At 64.9% G+C, this 14,411-nt stretch carries 14 protein-coding genes and 1 tRNA gene; 8 read left to right on the plus strand and 7 right to left on the minus strand.

Features of this window, described 5'->3' with window-relative positions:
* Window positions 1–134: 134 nt before the first annotated feature.
* On the minus strand, window positions 135–602 hold the full coding sequence (locus tag AC0WRY_RS05000; RefSeq protein ID WP_194405936.1) for an Hsp20 family protein: 468 nt from the start codon (window positions 600–602) through the stop codon (window positions 135–137).
* A 205-nt stretch (window positions 603–807) separates the two neighbouring features.
* On the opposite strand from AC0WRY_RS05000, the gene AC0WRY_RS05005 reads away from it, so the two are divergent.
* The gene (locus tag AC0WRY_RS05005) at window positions 808–1,755 is read left to right on the plus strand and encodes an alpha/beta hydrolase (protein ID WP_194408171.1); all 948 of its coding nucleotides are present in this window, start codon (window positions 808–810) and stop codon (window positions 1,753–1,755) included.
* A 135-nt stretch (window positions 1,756–1,890) separates the two neighbouring features.
* On the opposite strand, the gene AC0WRY_RS05010 is transcribed toward AC0WRY_RS05005, so the two are convergent.
* Both AC0WRY_RS05010 and AC0WRY_RS05015 read right to left on the minus strand, forming a co-directional pair.
* Window positions 1,891–4,665, minus strand: coding sequence for a di-heme-cytochrome C peroxidase (locus AC0WRY_RS05010; RefSeq protein WP_491122738.1), 2,775 nt, complete (start codon window positions 4,663–4,665; stop codon window positions 1,891–1,893).
* Window positions 4,666–4,859: 194 nt separating this feature from the next.
* Entirely contained in the window at window positions 4,860–6,656 is a 1,797-nt protein-coding gene (locus AC0WRY_RS05015; RefSeq protein ID WP_194405938.1) for an adenylate/guanylate cyclase domain-containing protein, read from the minus strand.
* 213 nt (window positions 6,657–6,869) lie between these two features.
* On the opposite strand from AC0WRY_RS05015, the gene AC0WRY_RS05020 reads away from it, so the two are divergent.
* A complete protein-coding gene (locus tag AC0WRY_RS05020; RefSeq protein WP_194405939.1) occupies window positions 6,870–7,502 on the plus strand; it encodes a LysE family translocator in 633 nt (210 codons plus the stop codon).
* A gap of 57 nt (window positions 7,503–7,559) precedes the next feature.
* Window positions 7,560–7,970 (plus strand): GFA family protein, encoded by a 411-nt coding sequence (locus AC0WRY_RS05025; RefSeq protein WP_194405940.1) that lies wholly within the window; start codon window positions 7,560–7,562, stop codon window positions 7,968–7,970.
* Window positions 7,971–7,972: 2 nt separating this feature from the next.
* On the opposite strand, the gene AC0WRY_RS05030 is transcribed toward AC0WRY_RS05025, so the two are convergent.
* Window positions 7,973–8,725: a sulfite exporter TauE/SafE family protein gene (locus tag AC0WRY_RS05030; protein ID WP_194405941.1), complete on the minus strand. Its 753-nt coding sequence runs from the start codon at window positions 8,723–8,725 to the stop codon at window positions 7,973–7,975.
* Between the two features lie 89 nt (window positions 8,726–8,814).
* Here AC0WRY_RS05030 and AC0WRY_RS05035 point away from each other — a divergent pair, with 89 nt between their 5' ends.
* Window positions 8,815–9,705: a LysR substrate-binding domain-containing protein gene (locus tag AC0WRY_RS05035; protein WP_194405942.1), complete on the plus strand. Its 891-nt coding sequence runs from the start codon at window positions 8,815–8,817 to the stop codon at window positions 9,703–9,705.
* 16 nt (window positions 9,706–9,721) lie between these two features.
* Here AC0WRY_RS05035 and AC0WRY_RS05040 read toward each other — a convergent pair whose 3' ends face one another.
* A complete protein-coding gene (locus AC0WRY_RS05040; RefSeq protein ID WP_194405943.1) occupies window positions 9,722–10,687 on the minus strand; it encodes a Bug family tripartite tricarboxylate transporter substrate binding protein in 966 nt (321 codons plus the stop codon).
* A gap of 22 nt (window positions 10,688–10,709) precedes the next feature.
* Entirely contained in the window at window positions 10,710–11,492 is a 783-nt protein-coding gene (gene hisN, locus AC0WRY_RS05045; protein ID WP_194405944.1) for a histidinol-phosphatase, read from the minus strand.
* A gap of 26 nt (window positions 11,493–11,518) precedes the next feature.
* On the opposite strand from hisN, the gene AC0WRY_RS05050 reads away from it, so the two are divergent.
* Window positions 11,519–11,731 (plus strand): hypothetical protein, encoded by a 213-nt coding sequence (locus AC0WRY_RS05050; protein WP_194405945.1) that lies wholly within the window; start codon window positions 11,519–11,521, stop codon window positions 11,729–11,731.
* 285 nt (window positions 11,732–12,016) lie between these two features.
* Here AC0WRY_RS05050 and AC0WRY_RS05055 read toward each other — a convergent pair whose 3' ends face one another.
* Window positions 12,017–12,907, minus strand: coding sequence for an N-formylglutamate amidohydrolase (locus AC0WRY_RS05055; RefSeq protein ID WP_194405946.1), 891 nt, complete (start codon window positions 12,905–12,907; stop codon window positions 12,017–12,019).
* A gap of 333 nt (window positions 12,908–13,240) precedes the next feature.
* Here AC0WRY_RS05055 and cpdR point away from each other — a divergent pair, with 333 nt between their 5' ends.
* The 3 genes from cpdR to AC0WRY_RS05070 all read left to right on the plus strand — a co-directional run bounded on the left by cpdR (window position 13,241) and on the right by AC0WRY_RS05070 (window position 14,408).
* Entirely contained in the window at window positions 13,241–13,600 is a 360-nt protein-coding gene (gene cpdR, locus AC0WRY_RS05060) for a cell cycle two-component system response regulator CpdR (protein ID WP_007597092.1), read from the plus strand.
* A gap of 75 nt (window positions 13,601–13,675) precedes the next feature.
* Window positions 13,676–13,750 (plus strand) — tRNA-Val (locus AC0WRY_RS05065).
* Window positions 13,751–13,934: 184 nt separating this feature from the next.
* Window positions 13,935–14,408, plus strand: a complete 474-nt coding sequence (locus tag AC0WRY_RS05070; protein WP_194405947.1) for an L-2-amino-thiazoline-4-carboxylic acid hydrolase — start codon at window positions 13,935–13,937, stop codon at window positions 14,406–14,408.
* Window positions 14,409–14,411 lie beyond the last annotated feature (3 nt).

Consider the following 14,411-nt stretch of genomic DNA (forward strand, 5'->3'; position numbering starts at 1 on the left):
TTCTTGGGTCGATGCCCAAAGGACGGAGAGCGCGGCCACCCTGTTACGCGGCCTCACCGCTCTGTGATGCAGCGCAAATAAAAACGCCCCGGGGCACCGGGGCGTTTTCGTAACCTGGAGATGACGCGCGCTGATTACGCGGCGACTTGCGCGGCCGAGTTCTCGATCACCTGCGCCTTCGCGCTGGTGTTGATCGCGATCTGGCGCGGTTTCTTCGCCTCGGGAATCTCGCGGACGAGGTCGACATGGAGCAGCCCGTTCTCGAGCGAGGCGTCCTTCACCTGCACGAAGTCGGCGAGCTGGAAGGCGCGCTCGAAGGCACGCGCGGCGATGCCGCGGTAGAGCACTTCGTTCTTGCTGTTCTCGTTGGCGACCTTTTCGCCCTTGATCGTCAGCGTATTTTCCTTCGCGACGATGGAGAGCTCATCCTTGGCGAAACCCGAAACCGCGACGGTGATGCGGTAGGCGTTCTCGCCGGTGCGCTCGATATTATAGGGGGGATAACCGGGGCTGCCGTCCGAACTGGCCTGGTCGAGCAGGCTAAAAAGGCGGTCGAAGCCGACGGTGGAACGATAGAACGGGGTGAGATCGTAGCTACGCATGGTCAAGTCCTCCATTGAGCGACTGTTGGTAACCCGCCCGCCAATCGGGCCGGGCTTTAGTCTGTGTGCAGCCTGATGTTCCGGTTCCGAAACACTGGTAGCGGCCTGCACGAAGGTGATATGGGTGGAACGAGACGGCGTTCAAGAGGGCGGCATTGGCGCCTTTTCGGCGCTTTAGCCCCTTGATTTGCAGTACTTGCCGCCTATGACGCTGGTCTCGATCCCGTCCAATCCCGTTCCCGAAAACGTCGTCAGCGGTACCATCAAGACTCCCGATGGCGTCGAGTTGCGCTTTGCGCGCTGGGCGCCGCCGGCTGGCCGCAAGGGCACCGTCTGCGTCTTCACCGGGCGCAGCGAGCAGATCGAGAAATATTTCGAGACGGTGCGCGACCTGCGCGACCGCGGCTTTGCGGTGGCGATGATCGACTGGCGCGGGCAGGGCCATTCCTCGCGCCGCCTGCGCGATCCCCGCAAAGGTTATGTCCGCGATTTCTCCGATTTCGAGATCGACGTCGAGGCCTTCGTGCAGCAGGTGGTGCTGCCGGATTGCCCGCCGCCGTTCTTCGCGCTGGCTCATTCCATGGGCGGCACGGTGCTGCTGCGGGTGGCGCATGCGGGCAAGCGCTGGTTCGACCGCATGGTGCTGTCGGCACCGATGATCGACCTGCCCGGCCGCACCACGTCGTTTCCGGTACGGGCGCTATTGAAGACGATGCGCCTGCTCGGGCAGGGTGGCCGCTACGTTCCCGGCGGCAGCGACCGCCTCACCGGGCTCGATCCCTTCATCAACAATCCCGTGACCAGCGATCCGGTCCGCTATGCGCGCAATGCCGCGATCCTGGAGGAAGATCCCACGCTCGGACTGGCGTCGCCGACCGTCGCCTGGGCCGATACCGCCTTCCGCGCGATGCACACGTTCAAGGGCAAGAACTACCCTTCCCAGATCCGCCAGCCGATCCTGATGCTGGCGGCTTCCAACGACACCGTGGTCTCGACCGCGGCGATCGAGGAGTTCGCCTATCATTTGCGCGCCGGGTCCCATCTCGTGATCGCCGGCGCCAAGCACGAGATCCTGCAGGAGCAGGATCGCTACCGCTCCCAGTTCTGGGCCGCCTTCGACGCCTTCGTGCCGGGCACGCCGCTGTTCAAGTGAGGAGAGAGCGCGTTATCGCGCCACAGACTCTGTCATGCCCGGGCTCGTCCCGGGCATCCACGATCTTTGCGCCGCCGAAGCAAGGCGTGGATGGCCGGGACAAGCCCGGCCATGACGACGACGAGACCTGGCCCGCTACAGCGTCTTCAGATACTCGATCAGATCGTAGCGCTCGGCGTCGTCCTTGAAGATGCGGCCGATCACACCGGGGCGTTTCGGCTCGCCGTCCTTGCGCTCGAAGGAATGGCCGAGCACGCTGTTGCCCTGGACCGGCTTGCCGTCCGATCCCGTCGCAGAGAACTCCGTCTCACCCGTCTTGCACTTTTCGTCTGCGCTGACCGCGAAACCGACGGTCTCGGGATCATAGTCGCGGCGGCCCATGCAGAATTTTTGCGGTCGCTCGCCCGCCGGCTTCAGCAGCCAATACAGCGAGGGCACCGAACCGTTGTGCAGGTAAGGCGCCGTGGCCCAGATGCCGTTCAGCGGCCGCGCGCGATAGCGCGGATCGGGCGCGGGATTGAGGCAGTTCTTGCGCGCGAGATTCCAGATTTTCGCCCGCTCGGCCTCCGGGACCTTCTCGTCGTCCATCCATTTGCGGGCGACGAGGTCGACCACGGTCATGAGGCCGAGCGCATACACCGTCTCGTTCGGCGATTTGCTCGCGGTCGGGATCTCGCATTGCCACCATTTCTGCAGGTCGGCCGTATTCACCTTCAGGAAGCCGGGCACGTCGACGACCCTGTTGCTGAGAACGAGCGATTGTTCGGGGTCCGTCTTGATCTCGTCGAGGGGGATCGTCACCGCGTTCAGGACCTGGCTGTCACCGCTCGGCTCCCAATGCTTCGATGACCAGAAGGCCGGGGTGTCGGTGGCCGGCAGGTGGCATCCGGAGCACATCTCGGCATAGATGGCGCGGCCGCGCTCGACGCGATCGGGCCTCAGCCGCCATGCATCGCCGAGGATCTGCGACGGCCATTTCGGCGCGAGCAGGCCGCCGAACTTCGGACCGGAGGAAGGATCGGGCGACTTGAACGGATCGGGGCCTCTCAGCATGTCCTCGATCCAGCCGAGCGTCCTGATGTTCACCGAGGAGCGCCAAGTCCTGTCCTCCGGGTAGGCGTCGGACAGGTTGAGCAGCGCGGTCACGCCGAGCGCTTCGCCGGCATTGCGGATCAACGGCTGCTCGATCGAAGCGTCGTATTGGGCGAACTTGAACCACGGCACGGTCCAGATCGCGGGATAGCTGACCGGGGCGTCCTGGGCGTGCAGATTCTTCTCGAATCCCTTGACCCCGCTCAGCGCGAGATCCTGCGAGAAGACCTGGTTGCCGATGCGGTTGAGCGCGTCGAGGCGGCCGAACCCTTCTTCTGTGTCCTTCTGCTGCTGGCCGTCCCAGGTCTTCTTGCCTTCAACCGTTTTTTCCTGGGTTTGCGCCCAGTCGATCAGGAACGTAGCGGTTGCGCTGAGATTCTGCTTGAGCGCGGCGCGGTCCGTCTTGCTGGCATCGGGGCCGAGCACACGATCGGCAAAGCGCTGAAAGCGGAACGGGACGTACAGCGTGTAGGCGATCGACAGACCGGTGGAGAGCTCCAGCTTCTTCAGGTCGGTCATGGCCGGGCCGCCGTCGAAGCGGACGTCCACGCCCTGGTAGTGGATCTGGCCGGTGTGGCAGGCCGCGCAGGTCAGTCCGATCTTGTCCTCCTCGCGACGGCCAGTCGCGGGATCGACGACGCCCGTCATCCGGGCGAAGCCGACCGGCAGGCCGTCGACGTTCTCCGCCGGCGTCCACCTGGTCGACCAGTCAGGCACCTGCGTCGTCTCGTAGACATTGGCGTAGCCGAAGCGGCGCAATGTCGTCGTGTCGGTCTGGATCGACTGCGGGCTCGGGATGAAACCGAAGCTTTCGAGATAGGCGCTGTCCTTCATCATGCCCGGCTTCGAGAACAGATGGAGGCGCGGCTGCTCCAGCGCCATGAACCACTCATAGGGCACCGGGAAGGTCGCGGTGCCCTGGCTGGCATGATGGAACCAGTGCCGGTCCTTCAGCGACCAGTTTTGCTCGAGCCAAAAGGCGGCCTTCGTCTCCGGCACCGCAGGCAAAGGCGGCGGAAGCAGATTCACGAGGATGCCCTTTTGGGGCAGCATGGCGCGAACCTGGTTGGGGAATTCGGCGATGGCCACCAAGGCGACGAGGCCTAGGCCGAGGACGAACGCCGTCAGTGCCACCGCCCAGCGGAAACGGAGCTGGCAGGTGGACAGCAGCGGCTGCGACACGATCCGCTGATTGATGCGGTCGGGGAATCTGCGCTCGTTGAAAAGGGTGCGCACGTCGGCGACGCTGAGATAACGCTCCGCGTCCGTCTTGCCCTTGCCGATGATCTTCAAAAGGATGGGCCATTCGAACTTCATCAGCAGCGGGTAGTACCAGCGGGCGTCGCTGCCGGCGCGCTTGAGGTTGTCGCGCATGAAGGTGTTGATTTCCGCGGCGTTGAGGCCGGGCTCGCTGCCGCCGGTGTTCGGGTCGGTGTAGGTCCGGCCGTAGCTCGCGAGCCGCGCGATCTCGTCCTCGTTGACCTTGCCGTCGACGCCGAGGATGCGCGAGCCGGCTCCGCGCTTGTCGAGCGGACCGCCGCGCAGTGCGTCGAGCTGCGCGCCCGACCAGATGCTCTTCAGGATGTGCTTGAAGCCGTTGGCGATGAGCGCAACGCCGCGGACCTGGATGCGGGCCGAGACCTTCTTCAGCCCCGTCTCGCCGGTCGCATTCGCGATGGTCTGCGACAGCGTGTTGAGCGGCACGGTACCGCCCTCGACGAAGCCTTCGCCGACGAGGCCGCGCAGGAACGGGCATGGATTGTTCGGCGAGACCGGGATCGAGGGATCGAAGGGGGGCTTCGAGGCGGGGTGATGCATGGCCCAAATCCTGAAAACAGCGAATCGCGAAATGGCGCGCCGATCAAGCGCGGAAAGTCCTAACAAACCGGCAGCAAGCTATACTACTTGAGCGTGTGGCGAAGTGTGGCCGAATTCACTGTTCTGTCAATAAAGGCAGGCGCGTCCTGGCCAAGACGTAGCAGAACGCCCCGAGGGGAGCGCGCGCCCGCCGGTCAGGACTCGGCGACGCGTTTGACGTCGCTCTGGACCAGGGTCAGCTTGCCGAGCGGCACGCCGGCCTTCAGCAGGCCCTCGCGATAATGGGCGAGATTCTCGGGCTTCTTCCAGTGGAAGTTGCGCAAGTGACGATCGACATTGAGGGTCGGGTAGTTGCTCATCAGCACGTGGACGGCTTCGCTCGCCTCGTCGCTTCGTCCCAATTGTGCCAGAGCGGCGGCACGGATCGCCAGCGCCTGCATGTGGTTGGGGTTGATGTAGAGCTGCTCCCGCGCCCACGACAAGGTCGCGTCATATTGGCGCAACAGATAGTGGCTGAAGGCGTTCAGTGCCGCCCATTGGTAGCGCGGGTCGCTGTTGTCGCGCTGCGAGGCCATCGAGAACAGCTCGATCGCCTCGCGGTGCTCGCCGATCACGAAATGGCAGATGCCGAGCACGCCGCGCGCGCCGTTGTCGTAGGGGTTGAGCGCGACCGCGCGCTTGGCGGCGTCCATCGCCGCCTCGTAATGCCCTTCCATGGCATGAGCCCAGGACAGGATGGAGAACGCAAAGGACGAGCGCGGATCGAGCCGGACGCTGGTTTCGGCGAGGTTCATCGCCTCGGCCCACATCTCGCGCGTGCCCTTGACCCAGCCGAACTGGATGCTCTGGATCTGGATCGTGGCGAGATAGGCGTGCGCGATCGACAGTTTGGGATCGACCTCGATGGCCTGGCGGAACAGATCGACGGCGGCGGCGAGGTCTTCCTTGGTCTGCCGATAGTAGTGCGACAGTCCCTTGAGAAAGCGGTCCCAGGCCGTCACGTCGGTTGACAGCCGCGCCGGCGCCGAGGCCTCGGCCCGGACGATCTCGGTGGCGATGGCGGCGGATAGGTTGGTCGTGATCTCGTCCTGCATCGCGAAGAAATCGCCGATGTCGCGGTCGTAACGGCCGGTCCAGAGCTGCTCGCCGGTCTCCGGCGCGATCAGCTCGGCGGTGACGCGGATCTTGGCGCCGGCGCGCCGCACCGAGCCCTGGATCAGATAGGTGGCGTCGATCTCGCGCGCGATCAGGCGGGTGCTGGTGTTCTTGCCCTTGAAAGCGAAGGTCGAGTTGCGGCTCAGCACGCGATAGAAGGATTGCAGCGACAGCGCGTGGATCAGATCTTCGGTGAGGCCGTCCGAGAAATATTCGTCCTGGGCGTCGCTGAGATTGGCGAAGGGCAGCACGCCGACGATCGCCGTGCGGTACTGTTGCGACAGCGCCGATGCTTCCCGCAATTCGGGGGCCAGCGCCGGTGCCCCGTCGGGCATCCAGGTAAAGACCCCGATCGGATCCTTGATGTTCTTGAAGCGGTGGTTGCCGGCATCGGTCAGCGGCACGGACAGATGCTTGCTGGCCTCGCGATAGGCCTTGGCCGAAATCGCGAAGCCGCCCGGGCTCGCCACCGATTCGAGGCGGACGGCGATGTTGACATCGTCACCGAAGACCTCGTCCTCGTCGGCGATGACGTCGCCCATGTGGATGCCGAGGCGGAACTGCATGGCGCGGTCGGCGGGCAGATGGTGGTTGCGCTCCGCCATCAGCGTCTGCATCGCGATCGCGGCCTCGGTGGCGCCGACGATCGAGGGGAACTCGAGCAGGAAGCCGTCGCCGGTGTTCTTCACGACGCGGCCGCCGTGATTGAGGATGATGGGGTGGATCGCGCTGCGATGGGCCTTGAAGGCGGCATGGGTGCCGGCCTCGTCGCTGCCCATCATGCGCGAATAGCCGGCGACATCGGCGCAGACAATGGCGGCCAGACGTCTTTCCATATTCTCGCAGCTCCAAGGGAGGACAGACCGGCCACGAAATGGCAGTCGCCTCGAATCCCGCATTTCAAGAACCCTGCCTTTATAGAGCAGAAGCGGCCGGGCGATAGTAGTATCCGCATTGCAAATTCGAGGTAAATCCTACGCAATTCCGGCGGTGGACGGGACGGGACGAACGGACTATGCCCGTGCTCCCGAGGCGGGGGCACGTCGCATATGCTGGGCATTCACGAAATCTGGCTGTTCATCCTGTCGGGGGTGCTGCTCAACATCACGCCGGGGCCTGATTCCGTCTACGTCATCGGCCGCAGCATGCAGATGGGCTGGCGGGGCGGAGCCGCGGCCGCATTCGGCATCAGTTGCGGCTGTTTCGTCCATGTCGCGGCCGCGGCGATCGGCCTTTCGGCCCTGCTGATGGCCTCGTCCACTGCCTTTTCGATCCTGAAGCTGGTCGGCGCGGCCTATCTGGTCGTTACCGGACTTCAGATGCTGTGGTCACGGCCGGTGCTGGCGGCGGTCAGGGACGACGCCGAGCGCAGCTCGCTGCGGCGGGTCTTCCTCCAGGGCGTCTTCACCAACGCGCTCAATCCCAAGGTCGCGCTGTTCTTCCTGGCTTTCCTGCCGCAATTCGTCGCAGCCGACTCGGCCCACAAGCCGCTGGCCTTCCTGACGCTCGGCCTGATCTTCATCTTCACGGGAACGCTGTGGTGCCTGGTGCTGGCAGCGTTCGCGGCGAAAGCCGCGCACCGGCTGCGCGCATCCGAGGGCGCCATCGCCTGGGTCAACCGCGCGCTCGGCGGCCTCTTCATCTATCTCGGCATCCGCGTCGCCATGCTGGAGAGCCGGTAGCTCGTTCGAACGAATGAGGGAAGCTGCCCCGATCGGGGCGGCGTTCGGGAGGTTTCGATGATTCGTGGAAGCTGTCTGTGCGGCGCCGTGCGTTTCGAGATCGGCAAGGTGCGCGCGCTGACGCATTGCCATTGCGCCAATTGCCGCAAGCTGACCGGAGCCGCATTCGCCACCTACGCCCATGTCGATGCCGACAAGTTTCGCTTCGTGGCCGGCGAGGACGCGACCGTGGCTTATGAATCTGCGCCGGGGAGCTTCCGCTATCGCTGCAAGACCTGCGGCTGCTTGACGCCGGGCAATGCAAGCTATCTTCCGACCGTCAGCGTTCCCGCCGGCCTGCTCGACGACGATCCGCAAACCCGGCCCCGCCTGCACGTCTTCACATCCTCGCGCGCGCCATGGTGGACGATTGCGGACGATCTGCCTCAGCACGAAAAATGGGTGCCTGGTTACGAGCCGAAATCGTAGGATCAGGCGAATTCCTTCACCAGCGCGCTGCCGGCGAGATAGAGGCCCAGCAAAATCATCGCGATCAGGAACCAGCGGCGGAAGGCTTCCGCCGGCATCCGCGCCCGTACCGACTGGCCGATGAACATGCCGGCAAAGGCCATGGCCATGCCGACGGCGCCCGGCACGGCATTGGCTGGAGTCAACAGGCCGACGGCGGTGAGGTTGAAGGCGAGCGCCAGCGTCGCTGTCGTGAAGAACACGCCGAGCGCCTGCACCAGCTCGTCCTTCTCCATGCCGATCGCCTGCATGAACGGCATCGAGGGGATCACCTGCACCCCGGTCGAGGCCGAGATCATGCCGGTGATGATTCCGACCACGCCGCCGACCCATTTCTCGTTCCTGGGCGAGACGTGGAACTGGAACTTGTTCAGCCCGATCACGGCATAGATGACGAGCAGGACGCCGAGCACGATCGTGCCGTAGCGCGCATGCGGGCCGGTCAGCGCGCCGGCATTGAGCCAGCAGCCGATCACGGTGCCGATCATCAGCGGCCACAGCCGCCGCAGGATGTCGCGCAAATACGGGCCGACGAAGGTCTGCCAGATGTTGGTGACGATGGCGGGCACGATCACGATCGCGATGGCGCGGCTCGGCGCCATGCTCACCGCGAGCAGGCCCATGGAGACCGTCGGCAGGCCGAGCCCGACCACGCCCTTGACGAATCCGGCGAGCAGGAAGACGGCGGCGATGAGGATCAGGAGCGGGTCGATCATGCCTGCACATTGACCGAAGCTGCGCGGGCGCACAATCTGGAGGTTACGGAGTAAGCCTTCGCTTGGAACGAAGGCTGGGAGACCTGTCCATGCGCTTCGACCTTGTCGACCTCCAGCTCTTCATCGCGGTCGCCGACCAGCGCAGCATCACCCGCGGCGCGGAGCGGTCGCATCTGGCCCTGGCCTCGGCCAGCGCGCGCATCAAGGGGCTCGAAGACGCGCTCGGCGTCGCGCTGCTCAAGCGCGGCCGCCGCGGCGTCGAATTGACCGCGGCCGGCGAGAGCCTGCTCGACCATGCGCGGCTCGTCATCCACCAGGTCGACGCCATGCGCGGCGATCTCGCGGGCTTTGCCTCTGGCGTGCGCGCCAGCGTGCATTTCCTCGCCAACACTTCGGGCCTGTCGGAGCATCTGCCCAAGGCGCTGGCGAGCTTCCTGCGCGAGCATCGCGACGTCGCCGTCGACATCGAGGAGCGCGAGAGCACCGACATCGCCGCCGCGATCACCGCGGGCGCCGCCGATCTCGGCTTCGCCGCCGAGCACGCGCTGGCCGAGCATATCGAGCGCTTCGTGTTCAGCGAGGACCGCCTCACGCTGGTGACCGCGCGCCGTGGTCCGTTCGCCGGCCGGCGCCAGATCGACTTCCAGGAGGCGGGGGCCTGCGACTTCGTCGGCCTGACCAGCGCCACCGCGCTGCAGATGCACATCTCGAAACATGCGGCCCGGCTCGGCATGCGCCCGCATTTCCGCGCGCGCCTGCGCGATTTCGACGCGATCTGCCAGATGGTCGCCGCCGACGTCGGCGTTGCCCTGGTGCCGGAATCCGCCGCCCGCCGCTGCGCAAAGCTGATGCCGCTGGCCATGGTCCGCCTGCGCGATGCCTGGGCGAACCGCCGCCTCGTGATCTGCGCGCGCAGCTTCAAGGCACTGCCGCGGCCGGCCAAGATGCTGGTGGAGCATTTGCGGGCGGCGGCGGTGTGAGCGGGGCTTCCGAGAGTTACTTCGTCGTCTCCACCCCGGCGTCCTTGATCACCTTGGCCCACTTCGTCGTCTCATCCGCGATGAAGCTGCGAAAATGCTCCGGCGCGTCGCCGACCAGCGTCGCGCCCTGGGCTGCGAGCTTCTCCTTCACCGCGGGATCCGCCATGGCTTTGGTCGCGAGTGCATGGAGTGCGGTGACGATGTCTTTCGGCGTGCCCTTCGGCGCGACCATGCCGTACCAATTCTCGACGCGCAGATTGGGAAAGCCGGCTTCCGAAAGGGTCGGCACGTCGGGCGCGGTCGGCGCGCGCTCGGCCGAACCGATCGCGATCGGCTTCAACGCCCCCGCCTTGACCTGCGGCAGCAGCACGGGGAGATCGAGGAACGTCATCTGCACCTGCTGGCCCAACAGGTCGTTCACCGCCGGCGCGGCCCCGCGATAAGGCACGTGCACGATGTCGATCCCGGCCGTCAGCTTGAACAATTCGCCGGCGAGGTGCGGCAGGCTGCCGGGGCCGGAGGAGGCGAAATTGAGCTTGCCGGGCTGCGCCTTGGCCAGCGCAATCAGCTCGCCGATATTTTTCGCCTCCACATTGGTGGCGACCACGAGCATTTCCGGCACGGTCGCAACCAGCGTCACCGGCGTGAGATCGGTCTGCGTGTCGTAGGCGACTTTCTCCATGCTCGGGCTGATCGCGAGCGCGCCGGCCGAGGAGATCGCGATGGTGTAGCCGTCGGGCGGAGCCTTGGAGACGGCGTCGGTGCCGAGCACGCCGCCCTGGCCGCCGCGATTGTCGATCAGCACCGGTTGGCCCGACAGCTCCGACATGCGCTGGCCGATCACACGCGCGATGATGTCGTTCGGCCCGCCGGCCGGGAACGGCACGATCAGCTTGATCGGTTTGGCGGGGAAATTCTGCGCCGCCACCGCTGACGGCAGCAGCAGGAACAAGCCAAGAAGAAGCCGGCGTGAGATGGTCATGCAAGCCTCCCGCTCGCGTTTGTTATTGGTTCAAGAGCTTCAGTGCTTCTTCGTGAACCCTGGCGTCCCCGGCCGCGACGATGCGGCCGCCGCCCTGGGCCGGCTTGCCCTCCCAGGTGGTGACGACGCCGCCGGCGCCGGTCACGATCGGGATCAGCGCGGCGATATCGTACGGCTTCAACTCGGTCTCGACCACGAGGTCGACGTGGCCCGCGGCGAGCATGCAATAGGAGTAGCAGTCGCCGCCATAGCGCGACAGCCGGGCGCCTTGCTCGATGCGGCCGAAGATGGCGCGGTCGCGCTCGTTCATCAGCAAGGGGCTGGTGGTGTAGGTCGTGGCTTCCGAAAGCGAGGCGCAGCGGCGAACCTGCAGCCGACGCTCGCCGGAGGGGCCCTTGTAATTGGCCGAGCCGTTGTCGCCGGAGAAGCGCTCGCCGATGAAGGGCTGGTGCATCATGCCGAACACCGGCGCGCCCTTGTGCAGCAGCGCGATCAGCGTCCCCCAGATCGGAAAGCCCCCGATGAAGGATTTGGTACCGTCGATGGGATCGAGCACCCAGACATAGTCGGCGTCCTCGCCCTCGTTGCCGAATTCCTCGCCGACGATGCCGTGCTGGGGGAAGTTGGCCTTGATCAGCCGGCGCATCACCGCCTCGGCGGCGCGGTCGGCTTCGGTGACCGGATCGAAATCCTTGGTCTTGCTCTTGTCGTCGATCGACAGAGAGGTGCGGAAGAACGGCAGGATGGTTTCGCCGGAGGCGGTGGCGAGCCGTCCGATGAAGGCGGAGAAATCGATCACCGTCACAGGCCAATCCTCAAAGCGAAAGTTGGGTGAAGCTCGGCTCCTGCCTAGCTCAATTCGCCTCCCGCGTGCAGCGCTGTCTTGATTTGCACCCTGGTATTTTGGATGCCGAAGCGGATTGCCCCATTCAAGTCATCCGCTGGACAAATATCGATCACGGCATTGAAAACTTAGTTCCGACCGTGCCTCGTTCGTATGCAAACGTCTATCAAGCCATTGAATTTCCTTATCAAAGAAACTGAATCTGGGTTTCCATGGAAGCAACTGAGCCATGTGCATATTGCATGGGAAATGGCTCAAAAGCCCTTGCGCTTTGTGCGGCGCGGTCGCATATTGTTGCGGTGCGGTAGCGCTTGGCGTTACCGCTGCCCTCCTTGGGCGTTTCCTCCCTAGACTTGGGCCGCTTGCGTCATTCGCGAGCGGCCCTTTTTTCTTGCCGCAGTCGTTTTCATTTCGGGGCGCGCAAGCTTGCGAAGCGAAAGCGCGCTCGCGCCTGGGGCATCGTCGTTCGGGAGAGAAGCCGGCGCCTATTCCGCCGCGGCCTGGAACGGGCCGAGGTCGGCGAACGGAATCGTGGTCGCCAGCACGTCGGCGAGAACGCCGAAGTCGGCCGCCACTTGTGCAAAGCGCGGGCTGCGCTCGCGTCGCCGCTCGTCCATGTAGATGGCGCGGTTGAGCTCGAGCTGCACCGCGTGCAGGCCGCTCGCGGGATTGCCGTAATGCTCGGTGATGAAGCCGCCGGCATAGGGCTTGTTGCGGCCGATCGAATAGCCGAGCCCGGTCATGGTCTCCTCGACCCGGTCGGGCAGCAGCGGCGTGCAGCTGGTACCGTAGCGGTCGCCGATCACGACGTCGGGCCGGCGCGGCTCGTCCCTGCTGACACCGACCGACGGCATCGAGTGGCAGTCGACCAGCACCACGGTGCCGAACATCTGGTGCACCTTGTTGATCAGCCGGCGCAGCGCGCGATGGTAGGGTTTGTACAGCGTCTCGATCCGCCCCAGCGCATCGTCGACCAGGATGCGGTCGCGATAGATCTCCTGGCCGTCGCCGACCACGCGCGGAATGGTGCCGAGACCGCCGGCGACCCGCATCGAACGGGTGTTGGCGAAGCTCGGCAGGCGGCCGGTGAACATGCGCGGGTCGAGCTCATAGGGCTCGCGATTGACGTCGACATAGGAGCGGGGAAAGTTGACCCTGACGGTTGGAAAGCCGCGCTCGCTCAAATGGCCGATCAGCTCGTCCATGAAGGAGTCTTCGGACCGGCGCAGCGTCGTGAGGTCGATCCTGGACGCGGCAAGGAATTCGTCCGGATAGGTCGAGCCGGAATGGGGCGAGTTGAAGATGACCGGCGCGCGCCATTGCGCGGGCTCTACGATCTCGAAGGCTGGCGACGTCTCGCCGTCAAACCGGGTCATCTTCTCAGGCTTCGTCCCTTCGCGCCGGCATCTGGCAGGGGCCAGACCGCAGTGATTCGGCCGATGGATGCGGCTCTTATGTGTCGTCATTGTCCGGAATCGCAACCATTCTGCCAAGCGAAAAGATGTAGCGGTCCCTTGGAACACGTCTTAACCGTGCGGGCAGGGAGGCGGGGATGCGCCGGCGCGGTTCGATTGCTTCGAGCCGTTTTCCGGTTCACAAGGGTGCGGCAGCGCGAGCCGGCCCAGGGTAAAGATTTTCACCCCAAATTTACCCTCTGTCGGGCTTAGTGATCTCTGCTGATATCCTCTGGGGATGCGACGATTCCTGCCATGCCAAAGATCCTGCTCGCCGAAGATGACAACGACATGCGCCGTTTCCTGGTCAAGGCGCTGGAAAACGCCGGTTTTCAGGTCTCGTCCCATGACAACGGCATGGCCGCCTATCAGCGGCTGCGCGAAGAGCCGTTCGAGATGCTGCTCACCGACATCGTGATGCCGGAGATGGACGGCATCGAGCTCGCCCGCCGGGCCTCGGAACTCGACCCCGACATCAAGATCATGTTCATCACCGGCTTCGCCGCGGTCGCCCTGAACTCGGATTCGGACGCCCCCAAGAATGCCAAGGTGCTGTCCAAGCCCGTGCACCTGCGCGAATTGGTCAGCGAAGTGAACAAGATGCTGGCGGCCTGAATAGGCCTCCTTCCGTCCTTGCGCCGGGTCCCCTGAGCCGTTATAGGGACCCCACCCGACCCAAGTGGACTTTTAGGGCACGTAGCTCAGCGGGAGAGCACTACCTTGACATGGTAGGGGTCACAGGTTCGATCCCTGTCGTGCCCACCACGCTTCGCCAAAAGGCGTCGCGTGGCGCAACCACGCCCAATAAAGGCGAAGCGTGTCCGGCGTAGCTCGCAGAGCGAAGACGGACCTAGGTGCCTTGCTCGGTATCTCCGAACGAATCGCGCCGTCCCGGATGACGCTTGCGTCCCATCCGGGCTACGATGCCGTCTCTGACGTGAGACCGCCCATGAGCATATCCGTCATCGAGCAAGCCAAGATCCAGGCGCAGGTGCTGGTGCCGCTGGTCAAGGCGCTGCAGGCCGAGCTCGGCGCGGCGCGGGCCAACGCGCTGGTGCGCAAGGCGCTCGGCGATCTCTATCGCGGCTTCGGCGAGGAATTCTGGAAGGCCAAGAAAGAGAGCGACCTTGGCAAGGCCGTGTCCTCGGCCTTCAGAACCTACGCCCGCGACGACGCGCTCGCCTATGACGTGATCGAGCAGTCACACGACGCCTTCGCGTTCGATGTGACGCGCTGCGCCTATGCCGAGTTCTACAAGGCGCTGGGCGAGCCGGAGCTCGGCTTCCTGCTGGTCTGCACCGCCGACTTCGCGACCGCGGAAGGGTTTGGCGCTGACGTCCGGCTCACGCGCACGCAGACGATCATGCAAGGCGCCGATCGTTGCGACTTCCGCTACCGGCGCGATAAGGGTGGAGCGCCATGAAGG

It is taken from the genome of Bradyrhizobium sp. T-12, assembly GCF_058314695.1.

Coding starts and splice junctions, on each gene's coding strand:
- AC0WRY_RS05040 (WP_194405943.1), bottom strand. CDS start 10,687: ATGACCATCTCACGCCGGCTTCTTCTTGGCTTGTTCCTGCTGCTGCCG.
- AC0WRY_RS05035 (WP_194405942.1), top strand. CDS start 8,815: ATGCGCTTCGACCTTGTCGACCTCCAGCTCTTCATCGCGGTCGCCGAC.
- AC0WRY_RS05015 (WP_194405938.1), bottom strand. CDS start 6,656: ATGGAAAGACGTCTGGCCGCCATTGTCTGCGCCGATGTCGCCGGCTAT.
- AC0WRY_RS05025 (WP_194405940.1), top strand. CDS start 7,560: ATGATTCGTGGAAGCTGTCTGTGCGGCGCCGTGCGTTTCGAGATCGGC.
- AC0WRY_RS05070 (WP_194405947.1), top strand. CDS start 13,935: ATGAGCATATCCGTCATCGAGCAAGCCAAGATCCAGGCGCAGGTGCTG.
- AC0WRY_RS05030 (WP_194405941.1), bottom strand. CDS start 8,725: ATGATCGACCCGCTCCTGATCCTCATCGCCGCCGTCTTCCTGCTCGCC.
- AC0WRY_RS05055 (WP_194405946.1), bottom strand. CDS start 12,907: ATGACCCGGTTTGACGGCGAGACGTCGCCAGCCTTCGAGATCGTAGAG.
- AC0WRY_RS05020 (WP_194405939.1), top strand. CDS start 6,870: ATGCTGGGCATTCACGAAATCTGGCTGTTCATCCTGTCGGGGGTGCTG.
- cpdR (WP_007597092.1), top strand. CDS start 13,241: ATGCCAAAGATCCTGCTCGCCGAAGATGACAACGACATGCGCCGTTTC.
- AC0WRY_RS05010 (WP_491122738.1), bottom strand. CDS start 4,665: ATGCATCACCCCGCCTCGAAGCCCCCCTTCGATCCCTCGATCCCGGTC.
- AC0WRY_RS05005 (WP_194408171.1), top strand. CDS start 808: ATGACGCTGGTCTCGATCCCGTCCAATCCCGTTCCCGAAAACGTCGTC.
- AC0WRY_RS05000 (WP_194405936.1), bottom strand. CDS start 602: ATGCGTAGCTACGATCTCACCCCGTTCTATCGTTCCACCGTCGGCTTC.